This is a genomic window from Aeromonas sp. TS_SC_11 (assembly GCF_057318915.1).
In genome coordinates, this window is sequence record NZ_CM170470.1 from 2,861,454 (window position 1) to 2,887,468 (window position 26,015).

Annotated in this window: 21 protein-coding genes; 10 read left to right on the plus strand and 11 right to left on the minus strand. The window is 54.5% G+C overall.

Going from position 1 to position 26,015, the window contains the following annotated elements; genetic code table 11:
- Positions 1 to 9: 9 nt before the first annotated feature.
- Together olsF and pepT are read right to left on the minus strand one after the other, a co-directional pair.
- On the minus strand, positions 10 to 1,776 hold the full coding sequence (gene olsF / locus AC1P02_RS13480) for a bifunctional ornithine lipid synthase OlsF (RefSeq protein WP_485182442.1): 1,767 nt from the start codon (positions 1,774 to 1,776) through the stop codon (positions 10 to 12).
- Positions 1,777 to 1,957: 181 nt separating this feature from the next.
- Positions 1,958 to 3,181 (minus strand): peptidase T, encoded by a 1,224-nt coding sequence (gene pepT / locus AC1P02_RS13485; RefSeq protein ID WP_059113591.1) that lies wholly within the window; start codon positions 3,179 to 3,181, stop codon positions 1,958 to 1,960.
- Positions 3,182 to 4,260: 1,079 nt separating this feature from the next.
- Here pepT and speA point away from each other — a divergent pair.
- Positions 4,261 to 6,162, plus strand: a complete 1,902-nt coding sequence (gene speA, locus AC1P02_RS13490; RefSeq protein WP_017411628.1) for a biosynthetic arginine decarboxylase — start codon at positions 4,261 to 4,263, stop codon at positions 6,160 to 6,162.
- A gap of 286 nt (positions 6,163 to 6,448) precedes the next feature.
- A complete protein-coding gene (locus AC1P02_RS13495) occupies positions 6,449 to 6,637 on the plus strand; it encodes a hypothetical protein (RefSeq protein ID WP_005309974.1) in 189 nt (62 codons plus the stop codon).
- A 119-nt stretch (positions 6,638 to 6,756) separates the two neighbouring features.
- On the opposite strand, the gene AC1P02_RS13500 is transcribed toward AC1P02_RS13495, so the two are convergent.
- A complete protein-coding gene (locus tag AC1P02_RS13500) occupies positions 6,757 to 7,044 on the minus strand; it encodes a hypothetical protein (protein ID WP_059168565.1) in 288 nt (95 codons plus the stop codon).
- Between the two features lie 399 nt (positions 7,045 to 7,443).
- Between AC1P02_RS13500 and AC1P02_RS13505 the strand changes: the two genes are divergently transcribed.
- The 5 genes from AC1P02_RS13505 (at position 7,444) to AC1P02_RS13525 (ending at position 14,699) form a co-directional block, all read left to right on the plus strand.
- On the plus strand, positions 7,444 to 8,031 hold the full coding sequence (locus AC1P02_RS13505; RefSeq protein WP_485182443.1) for a histidine phosphatase family protein: 588 nt from the start codon (positions 7,444 to 7,446) through the stop codon (positions 8,029 to 8,031).
- Positions 8,032 to 8,466: 435 nt separating this feature from the next.
- Complete coding sequence (locus tag AC1P02_RS13510) at positions 8,467 to 9,504, plus strand: DNA cytosine methyltransferase (RefSeq protein WP_485182444.1); 1,038 nt, start codon at positions 8,467 to 8,469, stop codon at positions 9,502 to 9,504.
- Between the two features lie 48 nt (positions 9,505 to 9,552).
- Entirely contained in the window at positions 9,553 to 12,528 is a 2,976-nt protein-coding gene (locus AC1P02_RS13515) for an ATP-binding protein (RefSeq protein ID WP_485182445.1), read from the plus strand.
- Position 12,529: 1 nt separating this feature from the next.
- The gene (locus AC1P02_RS13520; RefSeq protein ID WP_485182446.1) at positions 12,530 to 14,179 is read left to right on the plus strand and encodes a response regulator receiver domain; all 1,650 of its coding nucleotides are present in this window, start codon (positions 12,530 to 12,532) and stop codon (positions 14,177 to 14,179) included.
- Positions 14,180 to 14,330: 151 nt separating this feature from the next.
- Positions 14,331 to 14,699 carry a VOC family protein gene (locus AC1P02_RS13525; protein WP_485182447.1) on the plus strand — a complete coding sequence of 123 codons (369 nt, stop codon included), beginning with the start codon at positions 14,331 to 14,333 and terminating at the stop codon, positions 14,697 to 14,699.
- Between the two features lie 45 nt (positions 14,700 to 14,744).
- Here the strand turns inward: AC1P02_RS13525 and AC1P02_RS13530 are convergent, their stop codons facing one another.
- Both AC1P02_RS13530 and gdhA read right to left on the minus strand, forming a co-directional pair.
- Entirely contained in the window at positions 14,745 to 16,337 is a 1,593-nt protein-coding gene (locus AC1P02_RS13530; RefSeq protein WP_485182448.1) for an alpha/beta hydrolase, read from the minus strand.
- A gap of 229 nt (positions 16,338 to 16,566) precedes the next feature.
- Positions 16,567 to 17,913 carry an NADP-specific glutamate dehydrogenase gene (gdhA, locus tag AC1P02_RS13535; RefSeq protein WP_017411947.1) on the minus strand — a complete coding sequence of 449 codons (1,347 nt, stop codon included), beginning with the start codon at positions 17,911 to 17,913 and terminating at the stop codon, positions 16,567 to 16,569.
- 557 nt (positions 17,914 to 18,470) lie between these two features.
- Here gdhA and AC1P02_RS13540 point away from each other — a divergent pair.
- Positions 18,471 to 18,593, plus strand: coding sequence for a hypothetical protein (locus AC1P02_RS13540; protein ID WP_485182449.1), 123 nt, complete (start codon positions 18,471 to 18,473; stop codon positions 18,591 to 18,593).
- On the plus strand, positions 18,583 to 19,617 hold the full coding sequence (rluF, locus tag AC1P02_RS13545; RefSeq protein ID WP_485182450.1) for a 23S rRNA pseudouridine(2604) synthase RluF: 1,035 nt from the start codon (positions 18,583 to 18,585) through the stop codon (positions 19,615 to 19,617). The genes AC1P02_RS13540 and rluF overlap by 11 nt, the downstream gene beginning before the upstream one ends.
- 89 nt (positions 19,618 to 19,706) lie before the next feature.
- Here rluF and AC1P02_RS13550 read toward each other — a convergent pair whose 3' ends face one another.
- From AC1P02_RS13550 to AC1P02_RS13560, 3 genes are all read right to left on the minus strand, one after another.
- Complete coding sequence (locus AC1P02_RS13550) at positions 19,707 to 21,587, minus strand: exotoxin A binding domain-containing protein (RefSeq protein WP_485185455.1); 1,881 nt, start codon at positions 21,585 to 21,587, stop codon at positions 19,707 to 19,709.
- 357 nt (positions 21,588 to 21,944) lie between these two features.
- Complete coding sequence (locus tag AC1P02_RS13555) at positions 21,945 to 23,180, minus strand: cyanate transporter (RefSeq protein WP_485182451.1); 1,236 nt, start codon at positions 23,178 to 23,180, stop codon at positions 21,945 to 21,947.
- A complete protein-coding gene (locus AC1P02_RS13560; protein WP_275919263.1) occupies positions 23,173 to 23,697 on the minus strand; it encodes a nucleoside deaminase in 525 nt (174 codons plus the stop codon). Before AC1P02_RS13560 ends, AC1P02_RS13555 begins: the two co-directional genes overlap by 8 nt.
- A 109-nt stretch (positions 23,698 to 23,806) precedes the next feature.
- On the opposite strand from AC1P02_RS13560, the gene AC1P02_RS13565 reads away from it, so the two are divergent.
- Entirely contained in the window at positions 23,807 to 24,649 is an 843-nt protein-coding gene (locus AC1P02_RS13565) for a LysR family transcriptional regulator (RefSeq protein ID WP_111588626.1), read from the plus strand.
- A 31-nt stretch (positions 24,650 to 24,680) separates the two neighbouring features.
- Here AC1P02_RS13565 and AC1P02_RS13570 read toward each other — a convergent pair whose 3' ends face one another.
- The 3 genes from AC1P02_RS13570 to AC1P02_RS13580 all read right to left on the minus strand — a co-directional run bounded on the left by AC1P02_RS13570 (position 24,681) and on the right by AC1P02_RS13580 (position 25,899).
- Complete coding sequence (locus tag AC1P02_RS13570) at positions 24,681 to 25,148, minus strand: GyrI-like domain-containing protein (RefSeq protein ID WP_454468988.1); 468 nt, start codon at positions 25,146 to 25,148, stop codon at positions 24,681 to 24,683.
- Between the two features lie 40 nt (positions 25,149 to 25,188).
- Positions 25,189 to 25,344 carry a pleiotropic regulatory protein RsmS gene (gene rsmS / locus AC1P02_RS13575; RefSeq protein ID WP_021141145.1) on the minus strand — a complete coding sequence of 52 codons (156 nt, stop codon included), beginning with the start codon at positions 25,342 to 25,344 and terminating at the stop codon, positions 25,189 to 25,191.
- A gap of 84 nt (positions 25,345 to 25,428) precedes the next feature.
- Positions 25,429 to 25,899: an acyl-CoA thioesterase gene (locus AC1P02_RS13580; protein ID WP_021141144.1), complete on the minus strand. Its 471-nt coding sequence runs from the start codon at positions 25,897 to 25,899 to the stop codon at positions 25,429 to 25,431.
- Positions 25,900 to 26,015 lie beyond the last annotated feature (116 nt).

Consider the following 26,015-nt stretch of genomic DNA (forward strand, 5'->3'; position numbering starts at 1 on the left):
GGCGTATGCTCAGGCGCGTGCCGCTGTGGCAGCGGGTGTCCTGCCTTGTTCATCCAGATGGGGGCCGTCGGGCTGGTCGCCAATCTGCTGGCTGCCGATATAGCGGGCCCGCTTGTGGGGTTTGATGCGACTCACGTCCACCCACACCAGGCCATCGATGCAGTGGTTGAAATCGGGGTCGATGCCAAAGTCCATAAACTGCACACCCCCCGGTTCGCACAGCTCGGAATACTGCTTGTAGAGGGTGGGGATGGCGCAACCCAGGTTGTCGAGCCGGGCCTTGAGCGTCTTGAGATCCGTCCCGTAATCCTGCCCCTCAAATAGCGGCAGCGTCTCGGGATAGGGGCGACGGGAGGGCGCCAGCGCCAGCTCGGGGGCAAAGTGCTGGCGATAAAAGCTCACCAGCAGATCCTTGGCCGCTGGCGGCAGGCTGCCGGAGAGTGAGACGGGTCCGAACAGGTAGCGGTAGTGGGGATAGCGGGCCAGGTAGGCGCCGATGCCGAACCAGAGGTAATCCAACCCCCGTTTGCCCCAGTAGGCAGGCTGAATAAAGCTGCGGCCCAGCTCTATGGCCAGCTCAAGTCTTGGCAGCAGCCTGGCTTCAAAGCCGAACAGGGTGTGGCTGTAGAGGCCATCCAGCCCCTTGCTCGCCATCAGCTCGGCCACGGGGGCGAAGCGATAGGCGCCTATGATCTCGAGCCTGGCCGGATCCCACAGGATCAGGTGGTGGTAGTCATCGTCGAAGCCATCGAGATCCCGCCGTTTGCCCGAGCCTTCCCCCACGGCGCGAAAGGCGATCTCCCGCAGACGGCCGAGCTCGCGCAGTATCACCGAATGGCTCAGTTCATGGCGTCGGTAGAGGTAGATCCCCTGACCATCGGGGGTGTGGCCGAGAGCTTCACACGCCTCTATGGCCTGCTTGAGCTGACGGCGCTCCTCCGGCTGGGCAATGGGGGCCTCGGTCGCCAGCTTGCCCTTCTTTCCTCTCCCGATACGATAGAGGTGACTGCGCACCAGTTGCGCCGCCGTCTTGGCGGGCAGGTCGCGAAAGCTGTCGACGGGAATACGCGCCCCTATGGTGACGGGGATGCGCCCCCCTTGCTGGCGAAACAGTTGCTTGACCAGCAAGAGCCCCGCCCAGGCGTTGTTGAGCCAGGCGCCGAAATAAAATCCCAGGCCATTGCGCCCGCCGACGTGAATGGGCACCAGCGGGGTGCGGGTGCGTTGGGCCAGCTTGATAAAGCCCCCTTGCCAGGGGCCATCCTTCACCCCCTTGATGCCGAGTCGCGACACTTCGCCGGCGGGGAAGATCACCAGGGCCCCCTCGCTGGCCAGATGCTCGCCCATGGCCAGAATGGCGCGCCTGTCCGTCTTGCCATGCATGTTGTCGACCGGCAGCAACAGCGGGCGCAGCGCCGTGAGTTGTGCCAGCAGCTGGTTGGCGACTATCTTCACATCCGGCCGGATGCGGCCGAGCAGGCGCAGCAGTGCCAGTCCGTCCAGCGACCCTATGGGATGGTTGGCCACTATGATGACCCGGCCGCTGCTGGGTATGTGCTCCAGCTCCGCCTCGCTTACCTTGTAGTCAAAGTCGATCTGTTGCAGCGCCTGCTCGACAAAGTCGAGGCCGCGCAGATGGGGGTAGCTGCTGGCAAAGTGCTGGAAGGCCTTCTCGTGCAGCAACCAGCGCAGGCCCTGGCCAAGCAGGGGGCGCAGCACTGGGTTGTTCGAGAGATGGGGGAGGTGCTGTCGTAGCAGGGTATCGACGCTGAACATGGGGCTGGGCTCCGGTGATCCTTTGCCCCAGCATGTGCCGCCTCTGTTCCCGCTGTGTGTCGGCGGTATGACAAATTTGTGGCAGGGCTGCTTGTTACCCTCGTTCCCTTTCTGTTGCTGACCGTGAAATGACCGTGTGATGGCGGGGCGAGCCCATTGTCTCGCCCCGCACGAACCCGGGTTATCCTCGCCATGCGGAGGTCAGCCGTACCAGCGCCACCAGGGTGGCGACCGCTTTTTCCATGGATTGCAGCGGGATGAACTCGTGCTTGCCGTGGAAGTTGTGGCCACCGGTGAAAAGGTTGGGGCAGGGCAGCCCCATAAAGGAGAGGCGGGCCCCATCCGTGCCGCCACGGATGGGTTTGATCTTGGGCACCACGTCGGCCGCCAGCATGGCAGCCCTGGCCAGCTCGACTATGTGCATGTGCGGCTCTATCTGGCTGCGCATGTTGCGATAGCTGTCGGTCAGGGTGAGCTCGATGCGGGCCTTGGGGGCATCCAGCTGCAGGGAGGCGACCCGCTCCTTGAGCTGGGCCTTGCGGGCGGCGAAGGCGTCATCATCAAAGTCGCGGATGATGTAGTGCAGTGTGCTCTCCTCCACAGTGCCGCTCATCTGGGCCAGGTGGAAGAAGCCCTCGTAACCGTCAGTACACTCCGGAGTCTGCTCGGGGGGCATGGCGGCATGAAAGCGGGCGGCCAGGGTCTGGCTGTTGATCATGCTGCCCTTGGCGGTGCCGGGGTGCACATTGTTGCCCGTGATGCGTACAGTGGCGCTGGCGGCGTTGAAGTTCTCGTATTCGAGCTCCCCCAGCTCGCCACCATCGACGGTATAAGCCCATTTGGCCGGGAATCTGTCCAGGGGGAAGAGATCGGCGCCACGGCCTATCTCTTCATCCGGGGTGAGACCGACCCAGAGATCGCCGCGGGGGATGTCGGGGTGGGCCAGCAGATAGTCGATGGCGGTCAGGATCTCGGCGATCCCGGCCTTGTCATCGGCCCCCAGCAGGGTAGAACCGTCGGTGGTGATGAGATCCTGCCCCAGGTAGTTTTTCAGGCAGCGGTATTGGCGAATGGCCAGCACCTCATCCCCCTTGCCAAGGCAAATATCGCCTCCCTGATAGCTTTCGATGATCTGGGGCACCACCTGCTCTGCGGCGTAATCGGCTGTGTCCATGTGGGCGATGAGGCCGATGGCAGGGGCATCAGGCTGGTTGCCCGGCAGGCAGGCTGTCAGGTAGCCGTGCTCATCCAGGGTGACCCGGGTCAGCCCCATCTGCTCCATTTCATCTCGCAGGGCCCGGGCAAAAATCAGCTGCCCCTCGCTGCTGGGACAGGCGGGATTGGTCGCATCGGAGCGGGTATGAAAAGTCACGTAACGCAGAAAACGCTCAAGCAGGGTATCCATTGGCAAGCCTCACACTTCAAACCGGTAATGAAGGGCCATTTTGGCCAATCAGGTTGCCTGTCTTATTGCGTCAGCGCAGGTTTTCCCCATTTTCTGACGCAGCGGCCAGGGAGGGATTGAGTCGGAGGGGGCAGTTTGTTGCCATTTTTCATGCATAAAAATAGCGTTTTTATTGATACGCAATCATCGCCATAACGACAGGAAATCCCCTGAACTGCCCCCTGACAAGGCATGCAGCCTGCCATGCCCCGAGAGCAAGCTTTTCATGGGGAACAACTGCAGGGGAATATTCTGCGCCATCCCAGAGCCAGCCTGCCTGGCAGCAAGATTTGCTCACCTTATTAAAAGCAGTTTTTGAACACTATTTTTTATTGTCACCGCTGGCGGTAAGTGTGTACACTCCGCGCCGATCCAAGGGTAACTCTGAAGCAGGCAGACGCCACCAGAAACCTGAAAGATCATACGCCTATAGGGCGAGGCACGCAGAAACGACAGACACTGCTGGGGTATGGTTTCTTTAATACCGGTTAGGCTCCGGTATCAGGGAGAACAACGGACACTCATTAACCATCTGACCGAGTGAGCCAGCGGCTCATCATCTTCCCTTGTCATGGGCGGTCACTGGTGTTGGGTAGGCTGTGGTTGTTGTCGTCTATCAACACGCTTGCGTGCTGACGCCTTCGCTTCTCTTCCTTGAAACCTCCCTTGTCGTTGTGATGGTGCCGAATGATGAACTGACGGCGTGGCTGATGCTGTCTGTCATCAAAGTACCGCGGCGCCCCGTTAAGGTGGCTCCGCATACCGTTGAGCTTGATGTAAAGCCACCAGCCCCACATCAAGACTCGTTACTTCCCAAGATCCACCAGGCAGCCTTTGGCTTGCCGCGATGTGCAATAGCTGGATGTGATGGAAGGTAACAAGTGGTGAAACGAAGGCGGTCATCCGTCGCACTTTCATGACTCGTTGCTGTTCAGATCCCACCAGGCAGCCTTGGCTTGCCGCAACTTGCAATCGATGGTCTGGATGTGATTGAGGGTAACGAAGGCGGCCACTGGTCGCTCATTTGCGAGGCATAGCCCATGACTAACTGGTCCAGCAAGGACTCCTTGAAGGTCTACAACGTTCCCTACTGGGGTGCGGGTTTTTTCAACATCAATGACGCCGGTCATGTGACCGTCGCTCCCGACAAATCGCGCCCTGATGCACACATTGTCATCTCTGATGCCATCGAACAGTTGCGCCAGTCCGGTTTGACCACTCCCGTGTTGCTGCGTTTCCCCGACATCCTCAAGAGTCGGGTCGATGCACTGTTCAACGCTTTTGGTCAGGCCATCGAGAAGTCAGGCTATGAAGGGGATTACCTCTGTGTTTACCCGATCAAGGTAAACCAGCAGAGTCGAGTCATCGAGACCATCAGCCAGTCTTACAGCGACAAGCCACGGCTTGGCCTGGAAGCGGGTTCCAAACCGGAGCTGCTGGCCGTGCTCTCCCATCACCATGAGCAAGGCTCGGTGATCGTCTGCAACGGTTACAAAGACCGCGAATATATCCGCCACGCCCTGCTCGGCAACCTGATGGGCCACAAGGTCTACATAGTGGTGGAAAAACCCTCCGAACTGGAAATGGTGCTGGACGAGTCAGCTCGCCTCAACATCAAGCCCAATATCGGGGTGCGTGCCAAGCTCGCGTCCACCGGCTCCGGCATGTGGGAATCGAGCGGCGGCTCCATGTCCAAGTTTGGTCTCTCCGCCTCCCAGATCCTGGCGCTGGTCGAGCGTCTGCGCAGCCTGGACAAGCTGGATTGCCTGCAACTGCTGCACTTCCATCTGGGCTCCCAGATCGCCAATATCCGTGACATTCAGGGCGGTATCCGCGAGTGCGGTCGCTTCTATTCCGAGTTGCGTCGTCTGGGTGTACCCATCGACGTGGTCGACGTCGGCGGTGGCCTGGGTGTGGACTATGAGGGCACTCGCTCCCAGAGCCACTGCTCCGCCAACTACAGCCTGTCCGAGTACGCCAACAACGTGGTGTGGGGCATCGGCGATGTGTGCCGCGAGTTTGACTTGCCGCACCCGACCATCATCAGCGAGTCCGGCCGTGCCCTGACCGCTCACCACGCCGTGCTGGTCACCAATCTGATTGGTGCCGAAGGGGTGGAGATGAGTGACATCAGCGCGCCGGATGAGGATGCGCCGACCCTCTTGCAGAACATGTGGCAAGGGTGGCTGGACCTGCGCGGTGAAGATCCCTCTTTGCTGGAGATCTTCCACGACTCAGTGGCAGATCTGGGCGATGTAAACACCCAGTACACCATGGGCTTGCTCAATCTGGAGCAGCGCGCCTGGGCCGAGATGCTGCACCAGAACACCTGTCTGGCACTGAAAGAGATGCTCAACCCGGTCAACCGCAACCATCGCGCCCTGGCCGACGAGCTCTCCGAGAAACTGGCCGACAAGTGCTTTGCCAACTTCTCCCTGTTCCAGTCCCTGCCGGATGCCTGGGGTATCGGTCAGGTGTTCCCCGTGATGCCGCTGACCGGGCTCGATCGTCCGCTCAGTCGTCGTGGCATCCTGATGGATATCACCTGTGACTCAGATGGTCAGGTTGAACACTACGTCGACGGTCTGGGGGTAGAGAGCACGCTGCCGATGCCGCAGTATGAAGAGAACGAAGTGTGCTACGTCGGTTTCTTCCTGGTCGGTGCCTATCAGGAGATCCTGGGGGATCTGCACAACCTGTTCGGTGACACCCACTGCGCGGAAGTGTGTCTCGATGAAGAGGGCAAGATGGACATTCGCAATGTGGTGCGCGGCGATACCGTCGACCAGCTGTTGCGTTACGTCAACATCGACCCCTCCGTCATTCGCGAGAACTACCAGCGTATCGTCTCCCACCCGGCGCTGGATGACGCGACCCGCAAAGCCCTGCTCGACGAGCTGGAGCTGGGTCTGCAAGGCTACGCCTATCTGGAAGACGAATAAGCCTCTGGCTTGTTCGCCCCGTCGGTGGAAACAAAAAGACGGGAATGAAAAAACGGCGCCTTCGGGCGCCGTTTTTGTTGATGGCATCTCATCCCCTTCACAAGAGCAGGGAGGCGGACAGCCATCTTCATGAGTGGTGGATGGCGGCAGTGCGCGGCTCAGGGCCCGGATCCGGCAGATATCCGCCTCAGCCAGCCTCTTCCCTTGATCTGCATCAAATCTGTCGCGGGCGGGTTATTTTACGGTCAGGAGTGATGTGGGTGGTATGTAACAAAAGGATGTGACTATGGAACTGGAAAGGGACCCGAGATGCTATACCGACCTCTGTATCGACGGTAAGTGGTATCACTATGACCACTGCAGCACACATGTCTACATGCTGATGGGGGGCGCGGCCCCGAGTCTGGAGCTGACCCATGAGCCCCGCAGTGAAGAGGAGCTGATCGAGATGCTCCAGCAACTGGCCCGCTTCTGACGCAGGTTGTCTGCTGCTCGTCACATGGCCATCGGACACCTTGCCGCGATGGCCACTTATCGTCTCTTGTTGGTTTTCTGCTAACGATGCCTGCTGGCGACTTCTGTCAACGAGTCTTGTCAGCGCGTTTTGCCGCCCAACAACCCCTTGCCGACTTCCATCAGGGCGATCGCCGCGGCGTAGCCACTGTCTGACTTGCCCATCTCGTCCGCCACGTAGAGGAAGTTGGATTTGTATTTCTCGACGGCCTCACTGCGACTCGCGGCATCGATAAAGTCTTCCTGCACCTCGAATCCCTGCGCCAGCAGCGCCTCTTTCTCGGTCAGAAAGGTGGGGGAGGCCATGTCGATAAATGTGTACTGCTGCCGGTTGGATGCCGGAATGGAGAAAAACTGGTATCTAGCCATGTGCGATTCCTCGCCTGAACGGGTGATAAATGATGTGACCTTCTTCTCGTCGAACTGTCCCCTTGGGCGCCATGATAAACGGCCATAAAAAGTAACGTTCGAGTCTTATTTTTGCTCGAGATTACCCTGACCCAAAGCGTGGCACAATGAAAATATGCGACTTTTTTCGCCAAGAAAAAAATAAAGTGATCTCATCCTTCTGACAGTGAAAATCGGGCCCACTCTGGTCAGGTTTTCATGGCCGCCCTGTTTCAGCGCGCATAGCTTGGGGGATTGCCCCGGCCGATTGAAGCCTGGGTCCTGCTCGTCTTGTCCCGTTTGTATCTGTGTCCGTACGGCACATCTGTTATCATCATGGCCTTTCATGCCACTTATCTAATTGAACTTGCTGGAGAAACCATGTCTCGAACCCTCTATCTGCTTCGTCACGGCCAGACCCGCTATAACGCCGAGCAGCGGCTGCAGGGGCGCTGCAACTCCGAACTGACCGCCAAGGGCGAAGCCCAGGCCCTCGCCATGGGGGCTCGTCTGCGCGATGTGCTGGACGAACCTGCACGCTGGACTCTCTACGCCAGCCCCCTTGGCCGAGCTCGGCAGACGGCGCTGTTGGTGTGCCAGCAGCTGGGGCTAGATAGTGAGCGCATCGTCTGGGATGAGCGACTGGTGGAGTTGAACATGGGGGAGTGGGAGGGCTGCCGGGTATCGGAGCTGGTGGCAGCTCACCCCAAGCTTGATATCAGCCAGCCGGACTGGTATCTGCAGGCGCCCGGTGGTGAAGATTTTCAATGTATTCAGCGCCGGGCCCAACAGTGGCTGCAGGATGATCGCATTGCCGAGCGTGCCATCGTGGTTTCCCACGGTTTGTTTGGCGCCATGCTGCGCGGTGCCTATGCCGACATCGACTACACCACCACCTGGTCACAAGACCTGCCGCAGGATGCTTTCTTCAAGCTAAATGACGGCCAAATCGAGCGGATTGAGTGCTAACCCCGACGAAAACGGCTCGCCACTGGCGAGAGGATGTTGATAGCAAGGAGTAATATCTGGGCTGAAAAAGTGGTGTAGCTATGTTTATCGAACATGAACTGTGTATCTGTGCGGGATGTAACGACCAATTTATTGATCTCTGGCTGGTTTTTACCGATACCCTGTTTGGTTTGCACTGTCTATTTGGTTAATATGTTTCACTTGGCTACCCACTATCGAGGTCATTGCCTCTATCAAGTGGTACAGCAATCTAGCAGAGGCGTGATTTTCAGGTAAAAAGCAGCAGGCTAAGAGCTGAGACTTAGGGGCGGTAGCGTACTCGTTGGAAGCTCTTTCTTGCTAAGCCAATGGGTAGATAATCAATGATTCCCACAGACCATAGCATTCAGTAAGATGAGGAAATTTTCTTGAGTTTTTTGAATAAATTTCATCCAAATGGCAATTAAAAATCGAAAACCAACGGCTATTGATTTGTTCTGTGGGTCGGGAGCTGTAACGTTGGGCTTGAAACAAGCCGGGTTTCAGGTCGTCGGCGCAGTCGATCTGGCGCCGAAAGCTTGTTTAACGTACAAAGCAAATCACCCCGAAGTAAGACTGATTGAAGAAGATATTATTAATTTAGATCCAAGCTGTTTTGATTATGTAGTAAAAGACAGGCTTGATTTATTGGTTGTTTGCGCTCCCTGTCAGCCATTCAGTAGTCAAAATAGGAAGAGATCTAATGAAGATCCACGTCGTGACTTAGTCTCTGAATCATTAAAATTTATAGATAGATTTGAACCTGAGATCGTATTTCTTGAAAATGTCCCAGGTCTTGCGGCAACTAGTATTTTTTCATCCTATACACAGGCGCTTCAATCGCGTGGATATCATGTTTCGGTTCCGATGAAGCTAGATGCATCACAGCTTGGAGTAGCACAACGTCGATATAGAATGGTATTGCTAGCCTCTAAGAGAATCAATGTTTCGGTTTTGAGTGTATTTCCTGAGCAACCTAAAAAAACAGTGCGTGACCTGATCTCTGACTTACCCGTACCACCTATAGGTAAAACATCGTCACTAACCGATGTCCTCCATTTTTCAAGAAAACATACAGAGTTAAATTTACGTCGACTTTCACATATTCCTAAGAATGGTGGAAGTAGATATTCATTGCCGATCGAACTTCAGTTAAAGTGCCATCAGAATAAAAAAGTGGGTTCCTTTTCTGACGTTTATGGACGGATGAAGTGGGATGATGTTGCTCCGACACTTACTACAGGTTGTACAGATATAACACGTGGTCGCTTTGCTCACCCAGAACAAAACAGAGGGATGACCTTGCGAGAGGCTGCTAGACTTCAATCATTTCCAGATTCTTATATTTTTATAGGAAATGCAGGGCAAATTGCTACGCAAATTGGTAATGCTGTACCACCAGAAATGATGAAAACAATAGCAAAAAAACTTATTACTGAATTAAAAAATCTCTAAAGTAATGTCGATTTATTTAATGAATTAAATTGTCAAAAGGGGTCTCGCGTGGCAAAGTTTAAAACAAGAGCCAGAACTTTGGACTTATTAGGTCGCCAACAAATAGCTGGTGTTCCGACAGCTATCAATGAGTTGTTAAAAAATGCTCATGATGCTTATGCCGATAATGTTGATATTGATTACTTTCGTCATGATAGTATTTTTGTCATCAGAGATGATGGTGTTGGCATGTCTAAATCTGATTTTGAAGATAGGTGGCTGACACTTGGTACTGAATCAAAAGTTCAAAATGGAAAAACATCACTACCTCCTATAGATAAGACAAAAAAATATAGAAACCAAATGGGTGAAAAAGGGATTGGTCGTCTCGCAATAGCATCTATTGGTAAGCAGGTTTTGATTATAACGAAGATAAAGGGAAGCTCTGAACTAACAGTGGCTTTTATTAACTGGCAAATATTTGAACTGCCAAGTTTAAATCTTGATGATATAGTTATTCCTGTCAGGTCTTTTACAGATATACCTGATGCAACCCAACTTGATTCCATGAAAGAGGAGTTGTTGAGTTCACTTGATAAATTATTTCATAATGATTTGATAAGCAAAGAAAAACACTTTGAAATAAAGGAGTCAATATCGCTATTCAATATTTCCCCAAGTTTGTTATGTAGCAAATTGATTCGTTTTAATCCATTCAATAATGAGCATGCTAGTGGGACGTTATTTATCATATCCCCTGTTGATGAGATATTAAACTCTGACATTGATGGTGAAGATAATAGTAAAGAAGCTACGAAAATAGAGAAAATGTTAATGGGGTTTCATAATACTATGACTACATCCCATCCTATGCCATTGCTAGATATTGTTTTTAGAGATTATCGTAGTAACAGTGATGTTTATATTGACTTGATTGATAAGGAACATTTTTTTACAAGCCAGGATTTTGAACAGGCTGATCATCATTTTCATGGCTATTTCGATGAGTATGGTCAGTTTAAAGGTAATATCAGAATATATCGTGAAAAGAATTTTGAGCATATCGTTAACTGGTCTGGAAATAATTTCAATCCAACAGGGTGTGGGCCTTTTGAATTAAACATAGCCTACATTCAGGGTGAGAAAAAACACACTATTATGGCTAGTGAAGACTATGCAAGAGTCACATCTAAGGCTGATAAATTTGGTGGTCTTTATATATACAAAGATAACATAAGGATATTGCCTTATGGTGATTCTGATTATGATTATCTAGATATAGAGAAAAGACGTTCCAAGCATGCCGGTTCAGCTTTTTTTTCCCATCGTAGAATGTTTGGTGTTATAAGTCTTTCTCATGAAAATAATGCCAAATTGAAGGAGAAAGCTGGACGTGAAGGGTTTATAGAGGATAGAGCATATAAACATTTGAGGGATATTCTCAAAAATTTCTTCATACAATTATCTGCCGATTTTTTTAGAGAGAACTCTAACTCAGGCCCGAAAGCAGAAGTATGGGCGGCGAAAAGAAATGAGTTGGTTTCATCGTATCAAGCAATAGAAAAAAGAGAAAAGCAAGCTAAGGTAAAAAAATTAAAATTCGAAAATGCACTTAATAATTTCTTTGAAAATTATCGCGATGGAGCGATTGAACAGGAAGTTAACGGGATTTTATTGAATGGAAAGCAGGAGTTTAACAATGTTTTTTATATCAAAGATGCTGATGTAGCTAGTCAGAAAATCATAGATATAGAGGCTAAAGTTAGAGGTGAGTTGAATACATACCTACGCTCTATTCAGGTACCTGCTCCTCGAGGTTTTCTCTTAAGAGGGGAGGTAAAAGAGGATTACAATACCTATCTGAATAAAATAGGTGAATTGGAAGTTAAGTACTTTCAGGCTGCATTAGATTGTCTCGATAAGTTAGTAGATAAAGCTATTGATGATTATAAAATAAAAATTAGTAAGCGGAAACGGCTAGAACAAGCAGTTGATTTTATTTCAATAGAAGCAAAAAAAATAAATAATGAAAAAAAGAAAGCAACACAGCAAGTTGTGTTGGAAATAAATAAAAGAGTCAAAGATTTAACATCAGATCTAATGATTGATCTTGATAACCAAATTCGTACGGTTAAAGATAAGTTTAAGCATATTTCAATTGAAAGTGAGTCAGACATTAACCTCGTTGAAAAAAGGAATGAATTAGCAGCAGAGATTACTGCTGTAAGTGATCGAAATACAAGTGTGTTAGATGTGGTAATTCGGCAGCTTGAGGGAATCTATTGGGAAAAAGATGCTGACAATAACTATATTACCAGCGAGCAAATATCTGATGCGCTTGGGGAAGAGGTTGAGGCTCTTAGAGAAAAAATCCATGCTGATGTTGAGCTTAGCCAACTAGGCTTAGCTGTAAGTATTATTCATCATGAATTTAATGGCACTGTACGTTCTATACGTACTAGTCTTCAAGATTTAAAGGCATGGTCTGATGTTAATGAGAGTCTTGAGGGAGTATATAAAAATATAAAAATTAATTTTGAACACTTAGATGGATATCTAAATTTATTTACGCCATTGAATCGAAGGCTTCAAAGAAAAAAAGAAGATATTAAGCTGTTGGAAATAAAGACGTTTCTAATAGATTTGTTTAAGAACAGAATGGATAGGCATAATATTTCTTTTAAACATACAAAAGGCTATGCAAAAGGAAAGTTGTATGGATTCCGCTCATCCTTTTATCCTGTTTTTGTAAATGTAATTGACAATGCCATTTACTGGCTTAATGAGAGCAATGTCGATGATAAGACAATAAGATTACACTCAGATGAAACTGGAGCGGTTTATATTTCAAATAATGGTCGTGGAATTGATATGCGTGATAAAGAAAGGATTTTCAGCCTAGGTTTTTCAAGAAAGGAAAGTGGTCGTGGAATGGGATTGCACATCAGTAATGAGGTTCTGGAAACAATAGGATATCAATTAACCTTAGATGAGCCACGGGATGGTTCAACGGTTTCATTTAAAATTTCTATGGTAGAGGAATAACATGCAAGCCTTTACTGAATTATCACAGGAAGTTACAGATAAATTCATTCAAAATATAATTTTTATAGATGACAAAGCATACAATCATGGTGGCGTAAGAGATCAACATGAATTTGATGCACAAGAAGTAACTAAAATATTTTCCAAAAAAGGGAAGATATGTGCCGTCTATAAACCTGAAGCAGTTAGTGACTTAGATTACTTAACTCCGATAGCCAAAAAGTCAGATGTTACAATCTTGGATTGGCAGATTGTGTTAGAAGAGGAGGAATTAGAAGGTGAAGTAGATGGAGATGATGAAGCTGATGCTGATGTAGATGATGTTAGAGGTATTTATACGAAGAGAATTATCACATCTCTACTATCTGATACAGACACAGAAAACTGTATTAAACTTATTTTAGTTTATACTGGCGAACTTGACTTGCAAGAGATTGCATCATCAATTGAAATATCCTTACGTGATGGTGATATTCAAGGTTTTCATATCCATGAGAATGATCCCTGTTCTGTGATTTCAAGTAACTGTAAAATTATGGTTATATCTAAATCAAATGGTGGAACAGACAGGGCGCATTTACCTATGCTCGCTAATAAGAGGAAGAGATATGATGAGCTTCCAGATTTTATTTCAGAGCAATTTAGTGAGATGACTAATGGACTACTTTCAATTTTTGCTATGGAATCACTTTCTGAAATAAGAAAAAACTTCCATCATATATTAACATTGTTCTCTAAAAATCTTGATGCAGCTTACTTGGCACATCAAACATTGCTCCCTAATACTTCTGATGCTAATGAACTATTGGTTCAATTATTGAGCGATACTTTTTCATCAATTATCAAATATAAAAATTTGAATCATTTTTTGGATGAGGAGGTGGTGAGATTATGGTTAGACCATAATATTGAGGCTGGTGAACGTCCATTTTATACCAAAGATGGTGCCGTTGATGAGCATCAAAATGCTCGATACTTACGCAATACAGATACATTACTTGAATTATTAAAATCCAACCCTGACGTAAAAGAAAAATTTTTAAGTTCACTGCCGGGGATAAATGGTCAGAAAATACCTAAATCTAAAATAGAGCTCCTAATGAAAAAATATGCAGCGACATTATTTTCTGAGCTTGATGTGGCTGAAGCTGTAAATAAAGATTTTGCAAAACTATGTTATCATCGGAGTGCTATCTTCTCTCCAGAACACCTACCCTACTTGTCTTTAGGTACTGTAGTGAAAAGTACCCTTAATGAGGGCTGTTATTATATATGCATACAGCAACGATGTGACTCAGTTCGTATTGAAGATGCTGAGGCACGCCGTTTTTTATTTATATCTTTAGATGTGGTTAATAATGATTGTGGTTTTAATTGTCTAACGCCAGATGGAACAAAACTTAAGATTAACAAGTCGACATATTCATTAAGGACTATCAAATTTAATGGAACTAATGGTGTTGCTCTTGCCAGAAGAGATGGCGATATAAAATATTTTGAGCCAACTTATTACTCAGATGCATCACCAGAGAAATTTGAATTCATTGTTGAGCTTAAAGAGCTTTATGCACAACAAATTGTAGAGTCATATAGCTCGAGCCTTTCTCGAGTGGGACTTGATGAACCAGAATGGGTTCGACGTTTAAATTAAACATTTATATATTTTGCTTGATACCACAATCATATGCATATTCTCAGAATATTATAGGGCACCACCATTGGTGCCCTTGTTATATATTGGACATGGATCTATTGCGATATCACGACCGACAGCGTTACCGACATCACCACCAGGAGGAACCATGATCAGCCATATCGACCATCTGGTATTGACGGTAAGTGATATTGAACGGGCCGTGGCGTTTTACAGCTCTGTGCTCAAGATGGAGGCCATCACCTTTGGTGCAGGGCGCCGGGCGCTGCGTTTTGGCAACCAGAAGATCAATCTGCAATTGCCGGGGCAAGAGCCACGCAACCGGGCTCAGGTGGGGGCGGGGGATCTTTGCCTCATCACCCGCTGGCCGCTGGAACAGGTCATCACCCAGCTTCACTGTCACGGTGTCGAGATAGTGGAAGGGCCCGTCACCAAAAGCGGCGCCTGCGGGCCCATCGAGTCACTCTATTGCCTTGACCCGGATCAGAATCTTGTCGAGATCAGCCGCTACCCTTGAGCCCGACTGCCAGCTGATTGCCAACTCCTGCTTCTTGTCGCTTGTCTAAAAGGGTAAATCTGGCGTGTCTGTTTCCTGTAAAAACGTCTCTATCTCTGCCTCATAGGCGGCATCCGTGTGGTTGTCGCTGGCCGGTTTCGCCTGGGGTGATGCGAGTGGCGATGGGGGCTGAAGGGGTGCCGCCAGTGTCTCCATGACCCTCTCTTGCAGATAGGGATAGAAGGGGTTGGAGGAGGTGCGGGTGAGGGCGCCTGGATTGACGATCAACATGCCGCGCTCCCCGCGCAGGGCCAGCCCGCCTAGGTTGATACCGTACTGGTTCATCTGCTCCGGGCGCGGCGCCATGCCGTAGAGGGGATCGTCCATGGGGAAGGGCAACGCCACGTGGGAGAGGGAGTAGATCTCCTTGGGGTAGTCGATGCCAAGGGGGCGAACTTGCTCGAGCGTGCTGCCTGCGACCATCGTTTTTGCCTGGGTCTGGGGGCGGGACGCCGCCTCGTTGCCTACCACCGTCAGCGCATAGGGCTGGGGCTGGCTCGGCAGCAGGTGGCTAAGGGCCAGCTCGGAGGCACTGTTGAGCAAGGGGCCGAAAACAGAGCCGCGATTTATGTCGAACAGCACCAGCTCGCTGCCGTTGTTTGGCAGGAAGTGGTAGAGATCGGCGATGATGGAGCGGGTGCTGACCGTGTAGTCCATCACCGACTGGAAGGTGAGTGCCGGCGGGAAGGCCGCCAGTTCACCGCTGGTCGCCAGTTGGCGCACCTGCTGCTGAATGGCGTGGGTCAGCCGGTAGGATTGACGTGCCCCATTGACCGGGAAGGAGTTGTATTTGAACGGGTTGAATTCGGGCATGATGCCGAGCCAGGCCGCGTTGGCAAAGGCGGGCAGCAGGGCGGGCACCGCCTTCAATCCGGCGAAACGGGCAAAGCGGGTCACCCCTATCATGGGGGAGATGAGCACCAGCCGATCCGGCCTTGCCAATGTCCCCGTTTTGTCTTCCAGCGCATCCAGCGCGTATTTCACCGCCAGCGCGCCGCCGTTGGAAAAACCCACCAGATGCAGTGGCAGCGGGCCCGGGGCTTGTGCTCTGGCCTCGCGCACCGCCAGTCGCGTAGCCGCCAGCCAGGTCTCCCACTCCATATTGACCAGCCCGGCGGGCACGGTGCCGTGACCGGGTATGCGCAAACCAAGGGCGATAAAGCCCCGCTCGCGATAGCGCTGGGCCAGGTGGCGCAGGCTGTAAGGAGAATCGGTCAGGCCATGCAGGAACACGGCTACTCCCTTCACCTCGCCCTCGGGGCGCAGCAGGTAGGAGCGATTCCAGTCGTCTTGAAAGCGGGCAGGGTTGATGGGCGAGCCCTGATAGTAGCGATTGCCCGCCAGCTGTTGCTCCGGCGGCGTCTTGGCGACCACCTCCTGTTCCACCAGATCGAACAACTGTTGCTCGCGGGCCTGATAGGCTGGCCAGTCGCTGCTATCCAGTTCGTCGGCGCTGAGCTCGGGGGGAATAAAGGTATGCCACAGCTGCAGCGGCGCCGCCTGCCAGGCGAAGTAGGCGATCACCCCCCAAGCGACCAGCAGCGTAAGCAAGAGGGTCAGAAGAGAACGGCGAAGGAGGCGACGGGTACGAGCCAGCATGGTGTGATCCCTGGGCGATGGCGGTCGGGGCGAACAGCAGTCAAGCTGGCTCGCCGTGTCTGTCTGAACACTTCAAACCTTGAAGCAAGGCTTAAAGCCTAATGTAAACAAGGTGATAAGTACAGGTGGCGGGCGCTCGTCAAGACCATGAAAAGACGGCAGCCCATGGGCTGCCGTCTGGTGTTGCACGTCGTGCTCAATACTTGCTGATGGCACATCCTTGCCGGGACTAGCAGACTCCCTGCGCCAGCATGGCATCGGCCACCTTGACGAAACCGGCTATATTCGCGCCGCTCTCATAGTTCACGTGGCCCTGCTCCTCTTCACCGTAACGCACACAGGTGGCGTGAATGCTGGTCATGATCCCCTTGAGGCGGGCATCCACCTCCTCCCGTGTCCAGGAGAGGCGCTGGGCATTCTGGCTCATCTCAAGCCCGGAGGTGGCGACGCCCCCTGCATTGGCCGCCTTGCCCGGGGCAAACAGCACCTTGGCCTCATGAAAGACCTTGATGGCGGCGGCGCAGCTCGGCATGTTGGCGCCCTCGGCCACCAGCTGTACGCCGTTGGCCACCAGTTGTCTGGCGTCCTCTTCCCCCAATTCATTCTGGGTGGCGCAGGGCAGCGCTATCTGGGTTGGCAGGTGCCAGGGTGTGCGGCCACTGAAATACTCCAGCCCCTGATCATGGGCATAATCGGCGATACGCTGGCGCTGCTCGTTCTTGAGTTCCATCAATCTGGCGAGCTTGTCGGGGGTGAAACCGTCAGGATCATGGACTGTGCCACCCGAGTCGGAGGCGGTGATCACCTTGGCACCCAGCGCCATCGCCTTCTCGATGGCATATTGCGCCACGTTGCCGGAGCCCGACACAGAGACAGTCATGCCCGCCAGCGACTGGTCACGGTTGGCCAGCATGGCCTCGACAAAATAGAGCAGGCCGTAGCCGGTGGCCTCGGGGCGAATGAGGCTGCCCCCAAACGAGAGCCCCTTGCCGGTGAAGATACATTCGGCGCTGTTGGTGAGCTTTTTCATCATGCCTGCCATGTAGCTCACCTCGCGCCCGCCTACCCCGATATCGCCGGCAGGCACATCGGTATTGGCCCCCAGATGACGGTAGAGCTCCAGCATCAGCGCCTGACAGAAGCGCATCACTTCCCCCTCGCTCTTGCCCTTGGGGTCAAAATCGCTGCCGCCCTTGCCGCCACCCATGGGGAGGGTAGTGAGGGCGTTCTTGAAGGTCTGCTCGAAGGCGAGGAACTTGAGCACAGAGAGATCCACAGAGGGATGAAAACGCATGCCCCCCTTGAAGGGGCCGATAGCCGAGCTGTGCTGGATGCGATAGCCGCGATTGACTTGCACCTTACCCTTGTCATCGACCCAGCTTATCCGAAACTGGATCAGCCGCTCCGGCTCCACCAGCCGCTCCAGCAGGCCCTGTTGCAGGTAGCGGGGGTGACGTTCCACGTAAGGCCAGATGGAGGCGATCACCTCGCTCACTGCCTGAATAAATTCCGGTTGATGGGGATTGCGGCTGGCCACCTGGGCTAGAAAATCCGCCTGAGATAGGGAATGACTCATCTGTAACTCCTGTAGTGAATGATGAAAATGGCCTCTTGCCAGAGAAAAGTGCATGCCGTGCATCCAAATTTATGATTTGTGTTGGGGATGAATGCGGACAAAAATTCTATCTTGTACCGAGTTTGCCAACGATTGTTGGATTAGCCGCCGAAAACGACAGAATGCCGACAGGACCATGGCAAGATAATTCGCGCAGATTCGAATCTTTTTATGCGTTTTTATTTAATAAATAGCAAGGTGCTTCTTTATCGGATGTGGCGTGATGGCAAACTGGCTGCATATTGTGTGAATGTTACATGCCCGCGCCGAGCGCCGTTTTTCTGTCCGGCCTGCGACCGTATTTTGTGTTTTTTTCTCAGCCCTCTGGATCCTGACCCCGTCGTCCGGTCCGCGTTATCAGGAAATAGGCTTGCGGTATGAGGTGATGAGAGTGGGATCCAGGCATACAGGACCGGAGTAGGTGACAAGTATCCGGCGTGCTGGACGGGGCAATATGCTACTGTATCGGCGTTTTTTGATGGTTAAGCTGGCCTTGGCCTTTTTGAAGATGGAATGGTATGCAGAACTTTGACGTAGTGAACCGGCTGATGCAGCAAACAGCCTCCCTGGGGATGCCGGCATCGGCAACCGTGCAACAGGATGGGGCTATCAGCCTGTGGCAGGTGACCCATGCTGGCTAATGAATCCATGCGCCTGAACAAGTACATCAGCGAGAGCGGCATCTGCTCGCGCCGCGAGGCCGACCGCTTTATCGAGCAGGGCCAGGTCTTTATCAACGGCAAGCGGGCCGGGATCGGCGATCAGGTGTTTGCCGGGGATCTGGTCAAGGTCAATGGTCAGGTGATCGAGGCGCGGGAAGCCGACAGTCTGGTCTTCATCGTGCTCAACAAGCCGGTGGGCATAGTTTCCACCACGGAAGCGGGCGAGAAGGACAACATAGTCGACTTCGTCAACCACAGTACCCGTGTCTTCCCCATAGGGCGGCTCGACAAGGACTCCCAGGGGCTCATCTTCCTGACCAACCACGGGGATCTGGTCAACAAGATACTGAGGGCGGGCAACGATCACGAGAAAGAGTACCTGGTGACCGTCGACAAGCCGGTGACCGATGACTTTATCAAAGGGATGGGGGCCGGTGTGCCTATCCTCGGCGCCGTCACCAAGAAGTGCAAGGTGAAGAAAGAGGCGCCCTTCGTGTTTCGCATCACCCTGGTGCAGGGGCTGAATCGCCAGATCCGCCGTATGTGCGAGCACTTCGGTTTTGAAGTGACCAAGCTGGAACGCATTCGCATCATGAACGTCAGCCTCAAGGGGTTGCCGGTGGGCGAGTGGCGCGATCTGACCGACGACGAGCTGATCGAGCTGTTCAAGCTGATTGAGGACTCCTCCTCCGAAGTGAAACCGGCCAAAGGCGACAAGCCCAAAGTGGCCAAAGCCGCTGTTGCTCAAACCGGCAAAGCGGCGCAAGGCAAAAAGCCGCGCCCGGATGATGACCACGAGATTGGCGGCCGCCCCAATGTGCCGGGCCCGGAAGCTTTCGAGAAGAAGATCCCCGTGGGCAAGGGGGCTGTTGGCAAAGGCGGCACCGGTAAAGCCGCCGCGAGCAAAGGCAGTGCAGGTAAAGGGGCGCCCAACAAGGGCAGCAAACCGGCCGCAGCCAAACCGCGTGCCGGCCAGTCCGGCCGCCAGAAGAAGGGGCGCTGAGGCGTAACCCTGAGCTGCGTCAGCCTCCCCATTTGTTATCCCCAAAAACACCGGCCTCAGGCCGGTGTTTTTGTATCTGCATACAGGGATTACAGCTCGTCGCGGGGTGTGGTGACGTAGTCAGGTAGTGTGCTGATAGCGCGCTCTTCCTGTGACACAGTGGCAGGATCAAGGTTTCCACCCACGTTGCGCGGATCCGTCGGTATGGTGGAGGGGATCACCACCGCCTGCTCCGCCAGGCGCCATCCCAATATGGTTTCGAGGCGTCCACCTTCTTCTTCCGGCCCTGTGATGGCGTCCAGTTGCAGCGGCAAGGGGTGCCCAATCAGGCGACTGACCTCATCAACGGCATCAGGGGACGCCAGTGTCAACGAAGTGGCATAGAGACGGGGCAGGGCGGTACGGGGAACATAGACCCGTAACAGGACGCCATTGCGGATCCGTCCCCGCTCATCTGCGTCCTGATCCTGGGCGTAGCCATAAGCGAGGGCAGGATCTCCTGCGACATAGAAGCCTTGCCAGGGGGCTATCGAGGATTGATCGCGCTCGTGAACACCTTCAAACACTATGCTGTGGGCCGCTTCGATAAAAGTGCCGTGGTAGCCGACAAAGGCATAACCACTGTCAATCAACTGTTGATGGGCCTGGCTCAGACGGGCCATCGACCAATTCTGGGTGCCAGCCGTTGTAAAACGGACGCTCTCCCCCTCACCCAGGAAGCTGGCACCATTCGGATAATCTCGCTCTTGCAGGGCATTGGCACTGTCGGCCGGGGCAAGACAATTGAGGTCTGCAGCCGGACAGCTGAGATTGACCACATCGGCGCTGGCTGCTTGCGCCGGTGTATTGTCTGCACTCTGTCGGGTAAAGGCGTCACTCTGGGCGGCGGCCATGGTCAGGGCCAGTCGCGCCTGGGCCGGGTTTTCCCGAATGGCTTGTGCCAGCTGCCCTCGGGGGGTTGAACCATCCTCGGGAGTGGTGTGGCTCAGTGTCTGGGCAATCACGGAATCAAGCTGGGACCATGGCAAGCGTGTCAGGATATAAAGGGTGATCAGATTGTGGACCGGGTAGCCGCATTGGCTCAGTTCTTCCCAGCCTCTGGGTTGACGACTGCGCGCCAACGCTTCGAGCGGAATGGCACACACCTGATGGGTGGTCAGGGCTGCCAGGCTGTCGGCCTTGGCAAAATGAAGGCGATGGCTGATGGCGGTAGGGACAATATGGGTGTCGTGAGAAGCAGGAGCCCCAGCCAGTATCCGATAAACCTTGCCTTCCCAGGTATCGCCCAGATTACAGCTGCGCTGAGATAGATAGTTGTAAACCGCATCCAGCGGGTCCAACAGGCAAAGCACCTTGCCGGTATGCCACTCGCTCCAGCGCTTTTGGCGACTGTGATGGGTCGGCGCGGCCACGAAGCCGACTCCCGCAGCGCTGAGGGTGAGCGTGCGGTTGACCTCGTTGTTTTCAACATGTCTGACATAGAGTGTCGCGTTTTTTGCCATGTTGCGCAGCAGAGCGTCACTGACTTCGATGCTGTAAATGGGGGAGATATGGCTGATGTCGGAGCCTGCATCCAGTTCATGGAAGAAGACCTTGATGCTGGCGGGCGCTTCATCCCCGACGGGCACCAGCCAGTGCAGGGACCAACTGCCCTTCCCCTGTCTGTGGTAGCTGTAACTGCGAGGCTCCTTGCCTGCGGTGGCGCTGGTTAGCGTGATGCTCGAACCATCGCTGCGCAGGGTCAGGGCATTGTCGATGGCGAGTTTGAGGCTGTTGCTTCCTTCACCCAGCACCATGGAGTAGTGCAATACGCCTTGTTCTGCTTGTTCATCAAGCAAAGTGGAGAGATCGAGTTGGCTGGATCTGACACCTTGGCCAAGGTCCAGGTTGCAGCGGGTTGCGCACTCCTGCCACAGATTGAATGACTCTTCAGCCATGGCCGGTGAGATGACACCGCCTAACATGGCCAAGCCACTGAGTAGAGAAGCCCATTTTGCATTTTTCCGCATGTCTTTACCTTCTGGTGATATCAGGGCCACTGGTGTGTGGCGTTGTCTTCCTTGGTGAATACGACATCATCCCTGCCAGACGAAATGAGAATTATGCTCGTCTGAGCTCCTCACCATAACGGCCCGTAATGCTGGGGCAACCCTCCATATGGGGTCGGTTAATATGTTTAAAATCAATGTGATATGAAATCATCTGTTGATGATTTACACAGCTGGCAGTGGTGAAGGGCATGATGGCAACCGCTTTGCCAGCGAGGAAGCGGGCAGGCAGGAGACATCCTCACCCGGTCGGGGTGAGGATGTGCTGACGCAGAAGGGTCAATTGACGGCGACGGGGTTGGGTGCCGGCTTGGCCAGCCCCATTACGCTGGGGTAGTGGCGGGGATCCAGGCGCAGCACCAGCAGGCTCATCAGCGCCAATCCCCCCAGTTGCCACTGCCAGGCGGCCGCGAAGTCGCCACTCAGATGATGGAGGCGGGCGGCAACCCAGGGGCCGGTTGCCGCCAGCATAAAGCCGAATCCCTGCATCAGGGCGCTGAGGGTGCCGGCGCGGCGCGGGTCGGGCAGGTGATCCAGCGCTATCACCATGATGAGGGAGAAGCTGCCACCAAGCCCGGCGCCACACAGCATGCACCAGAGGATGGGGGCGGCTTGTGGCGCGAGCCAGAGGCCGCCAAATCCTGCTACCTGCATGAGGATGGCAAGGCCCATCCAGGGGCGCCGGTCTGTGCTGCGTGCCGCCAGCAGGGGCAGGCCGAGACCGCTGGCTGTCTGGGCCAGCGCCAGCCAGGCCACCAGCTCGCCCCCTTGCTGGGCGCTCCACCCTTGCGCCATATAGGCGGGCGCAAGCCAGGCGACCACGATGCCGTAGCCGCTGTTGATGATGCCAAAGCAGCCTATCAGCAACCAGCTGCGGGGCAGGGTGATCAGCCGTTGCTCACCGTGGGGAATAGCCACCACGGCGGCGTTTGGCTGGCGGACTTTCCACCCTAGCCAGACCATGGCCAACAGCACCGGCAGACTCCACAGGGCAAGCGCCCGCGACCAGTCGAGGCTTGCCGCCAGTTGCGGGGTGAGGCTGGCTCCCAGCGCTCCGCCCCCCATCATGCAGGCTGAGAAGATCCCCATCACCAGTGGCACCTTGTGGGCGAAGCTCTGCTTGATAAGGCCGGGCAGCACCCCTTGCACCAGCGCCGAGCCGAGGCCACAAAGCGCCGCGCTGGCGATCAGCAGGGCGCCGCTCTGTGCATCAAAGCGCATGGCGTTTCCCATCCCCAGCAGCAAGAGAGCCGCCCCCAGCAGTTGGCTTGGGCCCGTGAGGCGGCGCAGGCCAGGGGTGATCAGCACGCCGACGCCGATAAGCCAGAGGGGCAGCAGGGTGAGCCAGGCCAGGGTATCCATGCCGAGGCCAAGGCGGTTGTCTATCGCTTGGGCCAGCGGCCCTATGGCGGTGAGAAAGGGACGCAGATTGAGGCCAATCAGGATCACCAGCACCAGCAGGGCCAGATCCTGCTTGCTGTGGTGCAGGGTGCTGGCGGGCAGGTCCTTACTCATGGGCTGGTTCCGCCTCTGAGTTGTCTCCATAGAGCGCGGCGGCGCCGAGGGAGACTGGCAGTTTGATGAGGGGCAGAGGTGGCGGGCTGAGGGGCAGTCGCAGCTTGTCATAGCTCGATGTGCTGTCAAAGCCGAAGGGGGCTGCATCATGGTTATCAAAGGCGTAATAGACGGCGCGGATGCCGTTCATCACCAGCGCACTCAGGCACATGGGGCAGGGGTGGCCGCTGGCATAGACGATGGCGCCCGCCAGCGGCCCGGATTGGCTGGCCTGGCGCAGGGCTTCCAGCTCTGCATGGCGGGTGGGGTCACCCTCCAGATGCATGGCATTGACGGCGCTTGCCACCAGTCGGTCATTTTGCACCAGCAGGGCTGCGAAGGGGCGACCTCCTCGCTGCCGATTCTGCAGGGCCAGTTGCAGCGCCTGCTCCAGCCACTCTGGATGGGAAGGGGCCGTGAGGGCGGTCAGCGACGAGACAAGGTAGGAGCCGGAGGGCTCGGCAGGAGAGTGGGGCATGAGAGAAACCTTGAACCTATGGGGGAGCAGACCAGCCTAGTGGTGCCATCAATCATTTGGAAATTAAATGATAGAATGACATCCAGTAATTTTGTAAATGGAGAATGCCATGCTGGATCCCCTGTTGCTGCGCAGTTTCGTTGCCATCATAGACACCGGCAGCTTCACCCGCGCCGGTGAGCGGGTGCACCTGACCCAGTCCACCATCAGCCAGCAGATACGGCGCCTCGAGCAGCAGCTCGGCTGCCCGCTGCTGGACAGAAGTGGCCGTCAGGTGGTGACCACGGCGGAAGGTGAAAAGCTGTTGGGGCTGGCCCGCCGCATTCTGGCGCTGCTGGCAGAAGCCGAGGCACAGGTGACAGAAGCGAGCCTGCAATTGAGCCTGGGGGTGCCGGAGGATTTCGCCGCCGGCGCCATTGCCCCCGTGCTGGCCGCATTTGCCCGCCAATATCCACAGGTGCGGCTGGAGGTACAAAGTGGCCTCAGCCACGGGATTTGGCAGCGCTTCGAGGCCGGTGAGCTGGATCTGGCGCTGGTCAAACAGGGGCGGGGGCGAGGAGCACCAATCGCCAGCTGGCGTGAACCTCTGGCCTGGGTCGACAGCCGTGACTGGCCTGCCTGTGATCGCGATCCCCTGCCGCTGGTGGTGTTCCCAAGTGAAGGGCTCTATCGACGCCAGATCACGGATGCGCTCGATGGGCAGGGGCGGCGCTGGCGCATCGCCTATGTCAGTGCCAGCCTCGCCAGCTTGCAGGGTGCGGTGAGCGCCGGGATCGGGGTCAGTCTGTTGCCAACACGCCTGCTGCAACCGGATCAGGTGGCCCTTTCGCACTGGCCCAGGATCAATCCGGTCGAGTTGGCCCTGCATCTGGGGGCGGATCGGGGCGAACCCCTGGCCCGCCTCAGCGAGGCCCTGATCGCCCTGTGTGACCAGGTGATGGGGCCTGCCTGAATGGGTCAGGCGCGCTGTTGAGGGGCCCGCCTCAGGCCATGGCCTGGCGCGGCACAACGGCGAGCCAGAGTTCCACTTCGCCGCTGCCGGTGTGGGGGTCATATTCGGCGCCATAGCGCTCGAAGTCGGGTTGGTGGGCAGACTGGTAACCCGATTGCGCCAGCCAGTCCAGTGCCTGCTGCCAGGTGTGTGGCATGGTCGATACATGACCCTGATGCAAAAATACGGCATAGGTCTGGGGCTGGATGCGCATCCGCCCCAGCGTCTTGGGCAGTACCTCCAGCGCGGCGACTTCCACCGCACACATATATTCGCATTGCGTGGCAGTTACGCCGCAAATGACGCCATAGGCATGCTCCCCCAGCTGGCCCGGCAGCGGACCCAGGGCGCTGAAATCGCGCCACTGACCGCCGAAGTCGGCGTGCGCGAATGCATGATGGCGACGCAGGCCGCCAAACAGCATGGGGCGGCCACTTTCGAAACGGATGGGATCTGTCATGGCACCTCCTGTGCGGGGTGAGGCGGCAGCGCTGCCGCCCTCAGTGATCCTTGCCTTCCTTGAGCTTGCGTTGATAGTCCTCGGACACGATGGCCAGCGCCGCCAGCGCCAGCGTGGGATCGATCCGGTTGGTTTCCAGCAGCTCGATGAGATCCACCGCCAGCTTGACCTCGGGCGGGGCATTTTCCAATGACATGACAGACTCCGTAATGGGAAAAGCGCCATTATACAGAGCCGCACCCGGATAGGGACCGGCCCTGTATCACGGGCGATGAAGGGCTCAGAGGTGCTGACGCATCTCCTTGTCTATCTCCTCGCGCAGGGCCATCAGTTTTTTGGCGTATTGCTGCAAGCTCAGATCGGCGGCCGAGACAGGTTGCCACTGGGGCACCCTGGTCGGCGTGCCCGTCTCGTCCATGGCAACGAAGATGATGATGCAGTGGGTAGTCTTGTGGCGCTGCCGGTCCGCTGGATGGCGACTGTAGACATCCACCGCCAGGTGCATGCTGGTGGTGCCTGTGTGGATCACCTGGGCGTGTACTTCCACCAGCTGGCCTATCTGGATGGGCCGCAGGAAGCGGATCCCCCCCACGTAGACGGTGACCGCATAGCCGCTGCACCAGCCGGCGGCGCAGGCGTAACCGGCCTGATCGATCCACTTCATCACCATGCCGCCGTGCACCTTGCCGCCGAAGTTCACGTCGGCGGGTTCGGCCAGAAACTGCAGGGTCAGCTCGCGGGGTGGGGTCATGCTCTCTCCTTGTCTTGACATAGTCGCGGTGCCGGTTGGTTCATTGGCGCCATGGCTGGCCTGAGAAGCTTGCCAGCATTTATGTCAGGTATACCGCGAATGGCGACAAGATGCAC

What these genes read in the sequence shown, in the direction of transcription:
- olsF (WP_485182442.1), bottom strand. Translation starts at nt 1,776, where the DNA reads ATGTTCAGCGTCGATACCCTGCTACGACAGCACCTCCCCCATCTCTCG.
- pepT (WP_059113591.1), bottom strand. Translation starts at nt 3,181, where the DNA reads ATGGATACCCTGCTTGAGCGTTTTCTGCGTTACGTGACTTTTCATACC.
- speA (WP_017411628.1), top strand. Translation starts at nt 4,261, where the DNA reads ATGACTAACTGGTCCAGCAAGGACTCCTTGAAGGTCTACAACGTTCCC.
- AC1P02_RS13495 (WP_005309974.1), top strand. Translation starts at nt 6,449, where the DNA reads ATGGAACTGGAAAGGGACCCGAGATGCTATACCGACCTCTGTATCGAC.
- AC1P02_RS13500 (WP_059168565.1), bottom strand. Translation starts at nt 7,044, where the DNA reads ATGGCTAGATACCAGTTTTTCTCCATTCCGGCATCCAACCGGCAGCAG.
- AC1P02_RS13505 (WP_485182443.1), top strand. Translation starts at nt 7,444, where the DNA reads ATGTCTCGAACCCTCTATCTGCTTCGTCACGGCCAGACCCGCTATAAC.
- AC1P02_RS13510 (WP_485182444.1), top strand. Translation starts at nt 8,467, where the DNA reads ATGGCAATTAAAAATCGAAAACCAACGGCTATTGATTTGTTCTGTGGG.
- AC1P02_RS13520 (WP_485182446.1), top strand. Translation starts at nt 12,530, where the DNA reads ATGCAAGCCTTTACTGAATTATCACAGGAAGTTACAGATAAATTCATT.
- AC1P02_RS13525 (WP_485182447.1), top strand. Translation starts at nt 14,331, where the DNA reads ATGATCAGCCATATCGACCATCTGGTATTGACGGTAAGTGATATTGAA.
- AC1P02_RS13530 (WP_485182448.1), bottom strand. Translation starts at nt 16,337, where the DNA reads ATGCTGGCTCGTACCCGTCGCCTCCTTCGCCGTTCTCTTCTGACCCTC.
- gdhA (WP_017411947.1), bottom strand. Translation starts at nt 17,913, where the DNA reads ATGAGTCATTCCCTATCTCAGGCGGATTTTCTAGCCCAGGTGGCCAGC.
- AC1P02_RS13540 (WP_485182449.1), top strand. Translation starts at nt 18,471, where the DNA reads ATGCAGAACTTTGACGTAGTGAACCGGCTGATGCAGCAAACAGCCTCC.
- rluF (WP_485182450.1), top strand. Translation starts at nt 18,583, where the DNA reads ATGCTGGCTAATGAATCCATGCGCCTGAACAAGTACATCAGCGAGAGC.
- AC1P02_RS13555 (WP_485182451.1), bottom strand. Translation starts at nt 23,180, where the DNA reads ATGAGTAAGGACCTGCCCGCCAGCACCCTGCACCACAGCAAGCAGGAT.
- AC1P02_RS13560 (WP_275919263.1), bottom strand. Translation starts at nt 23,697, where the DNA reads ATGCCCCACTCTCCTGCCGAGCCCTCCGGCTCCTACCTTGTCTCGTCG.
- AC1P02_RS13565 (WP_111588626.1), top strand. Translation starts at nt 23,807, where the DNA reads ATGCTGGATCCCCTGTTGCTGCGCAGTTTCGTTGCCATCATAGACACC.
- AC1P02_RS13570 (WP_454468988.1), bottom strand. Translation starts at nt 25,148, where the DNA reads ATGACAGATCCCATCCGTTTCGAAAGTGGCCGCCCCATGCTGTTTGGC.
- rsmS (WP_021141145.1), bottom strand. Translation starts at nt 25,344, where the DNA reads ATGTCATTGGAAAATGCCCCGCCCGAGGTCAAGCTGGCGGTGGATCTC.
- AC1P02_RS13580 (WP_021141144.1), bottom strand. Translation starts at nt 25,899, where the DNA reads ATGACCCCACCCCGCGAGCTGACCCTGCAGTTTCTGGCCGAACCCGCC.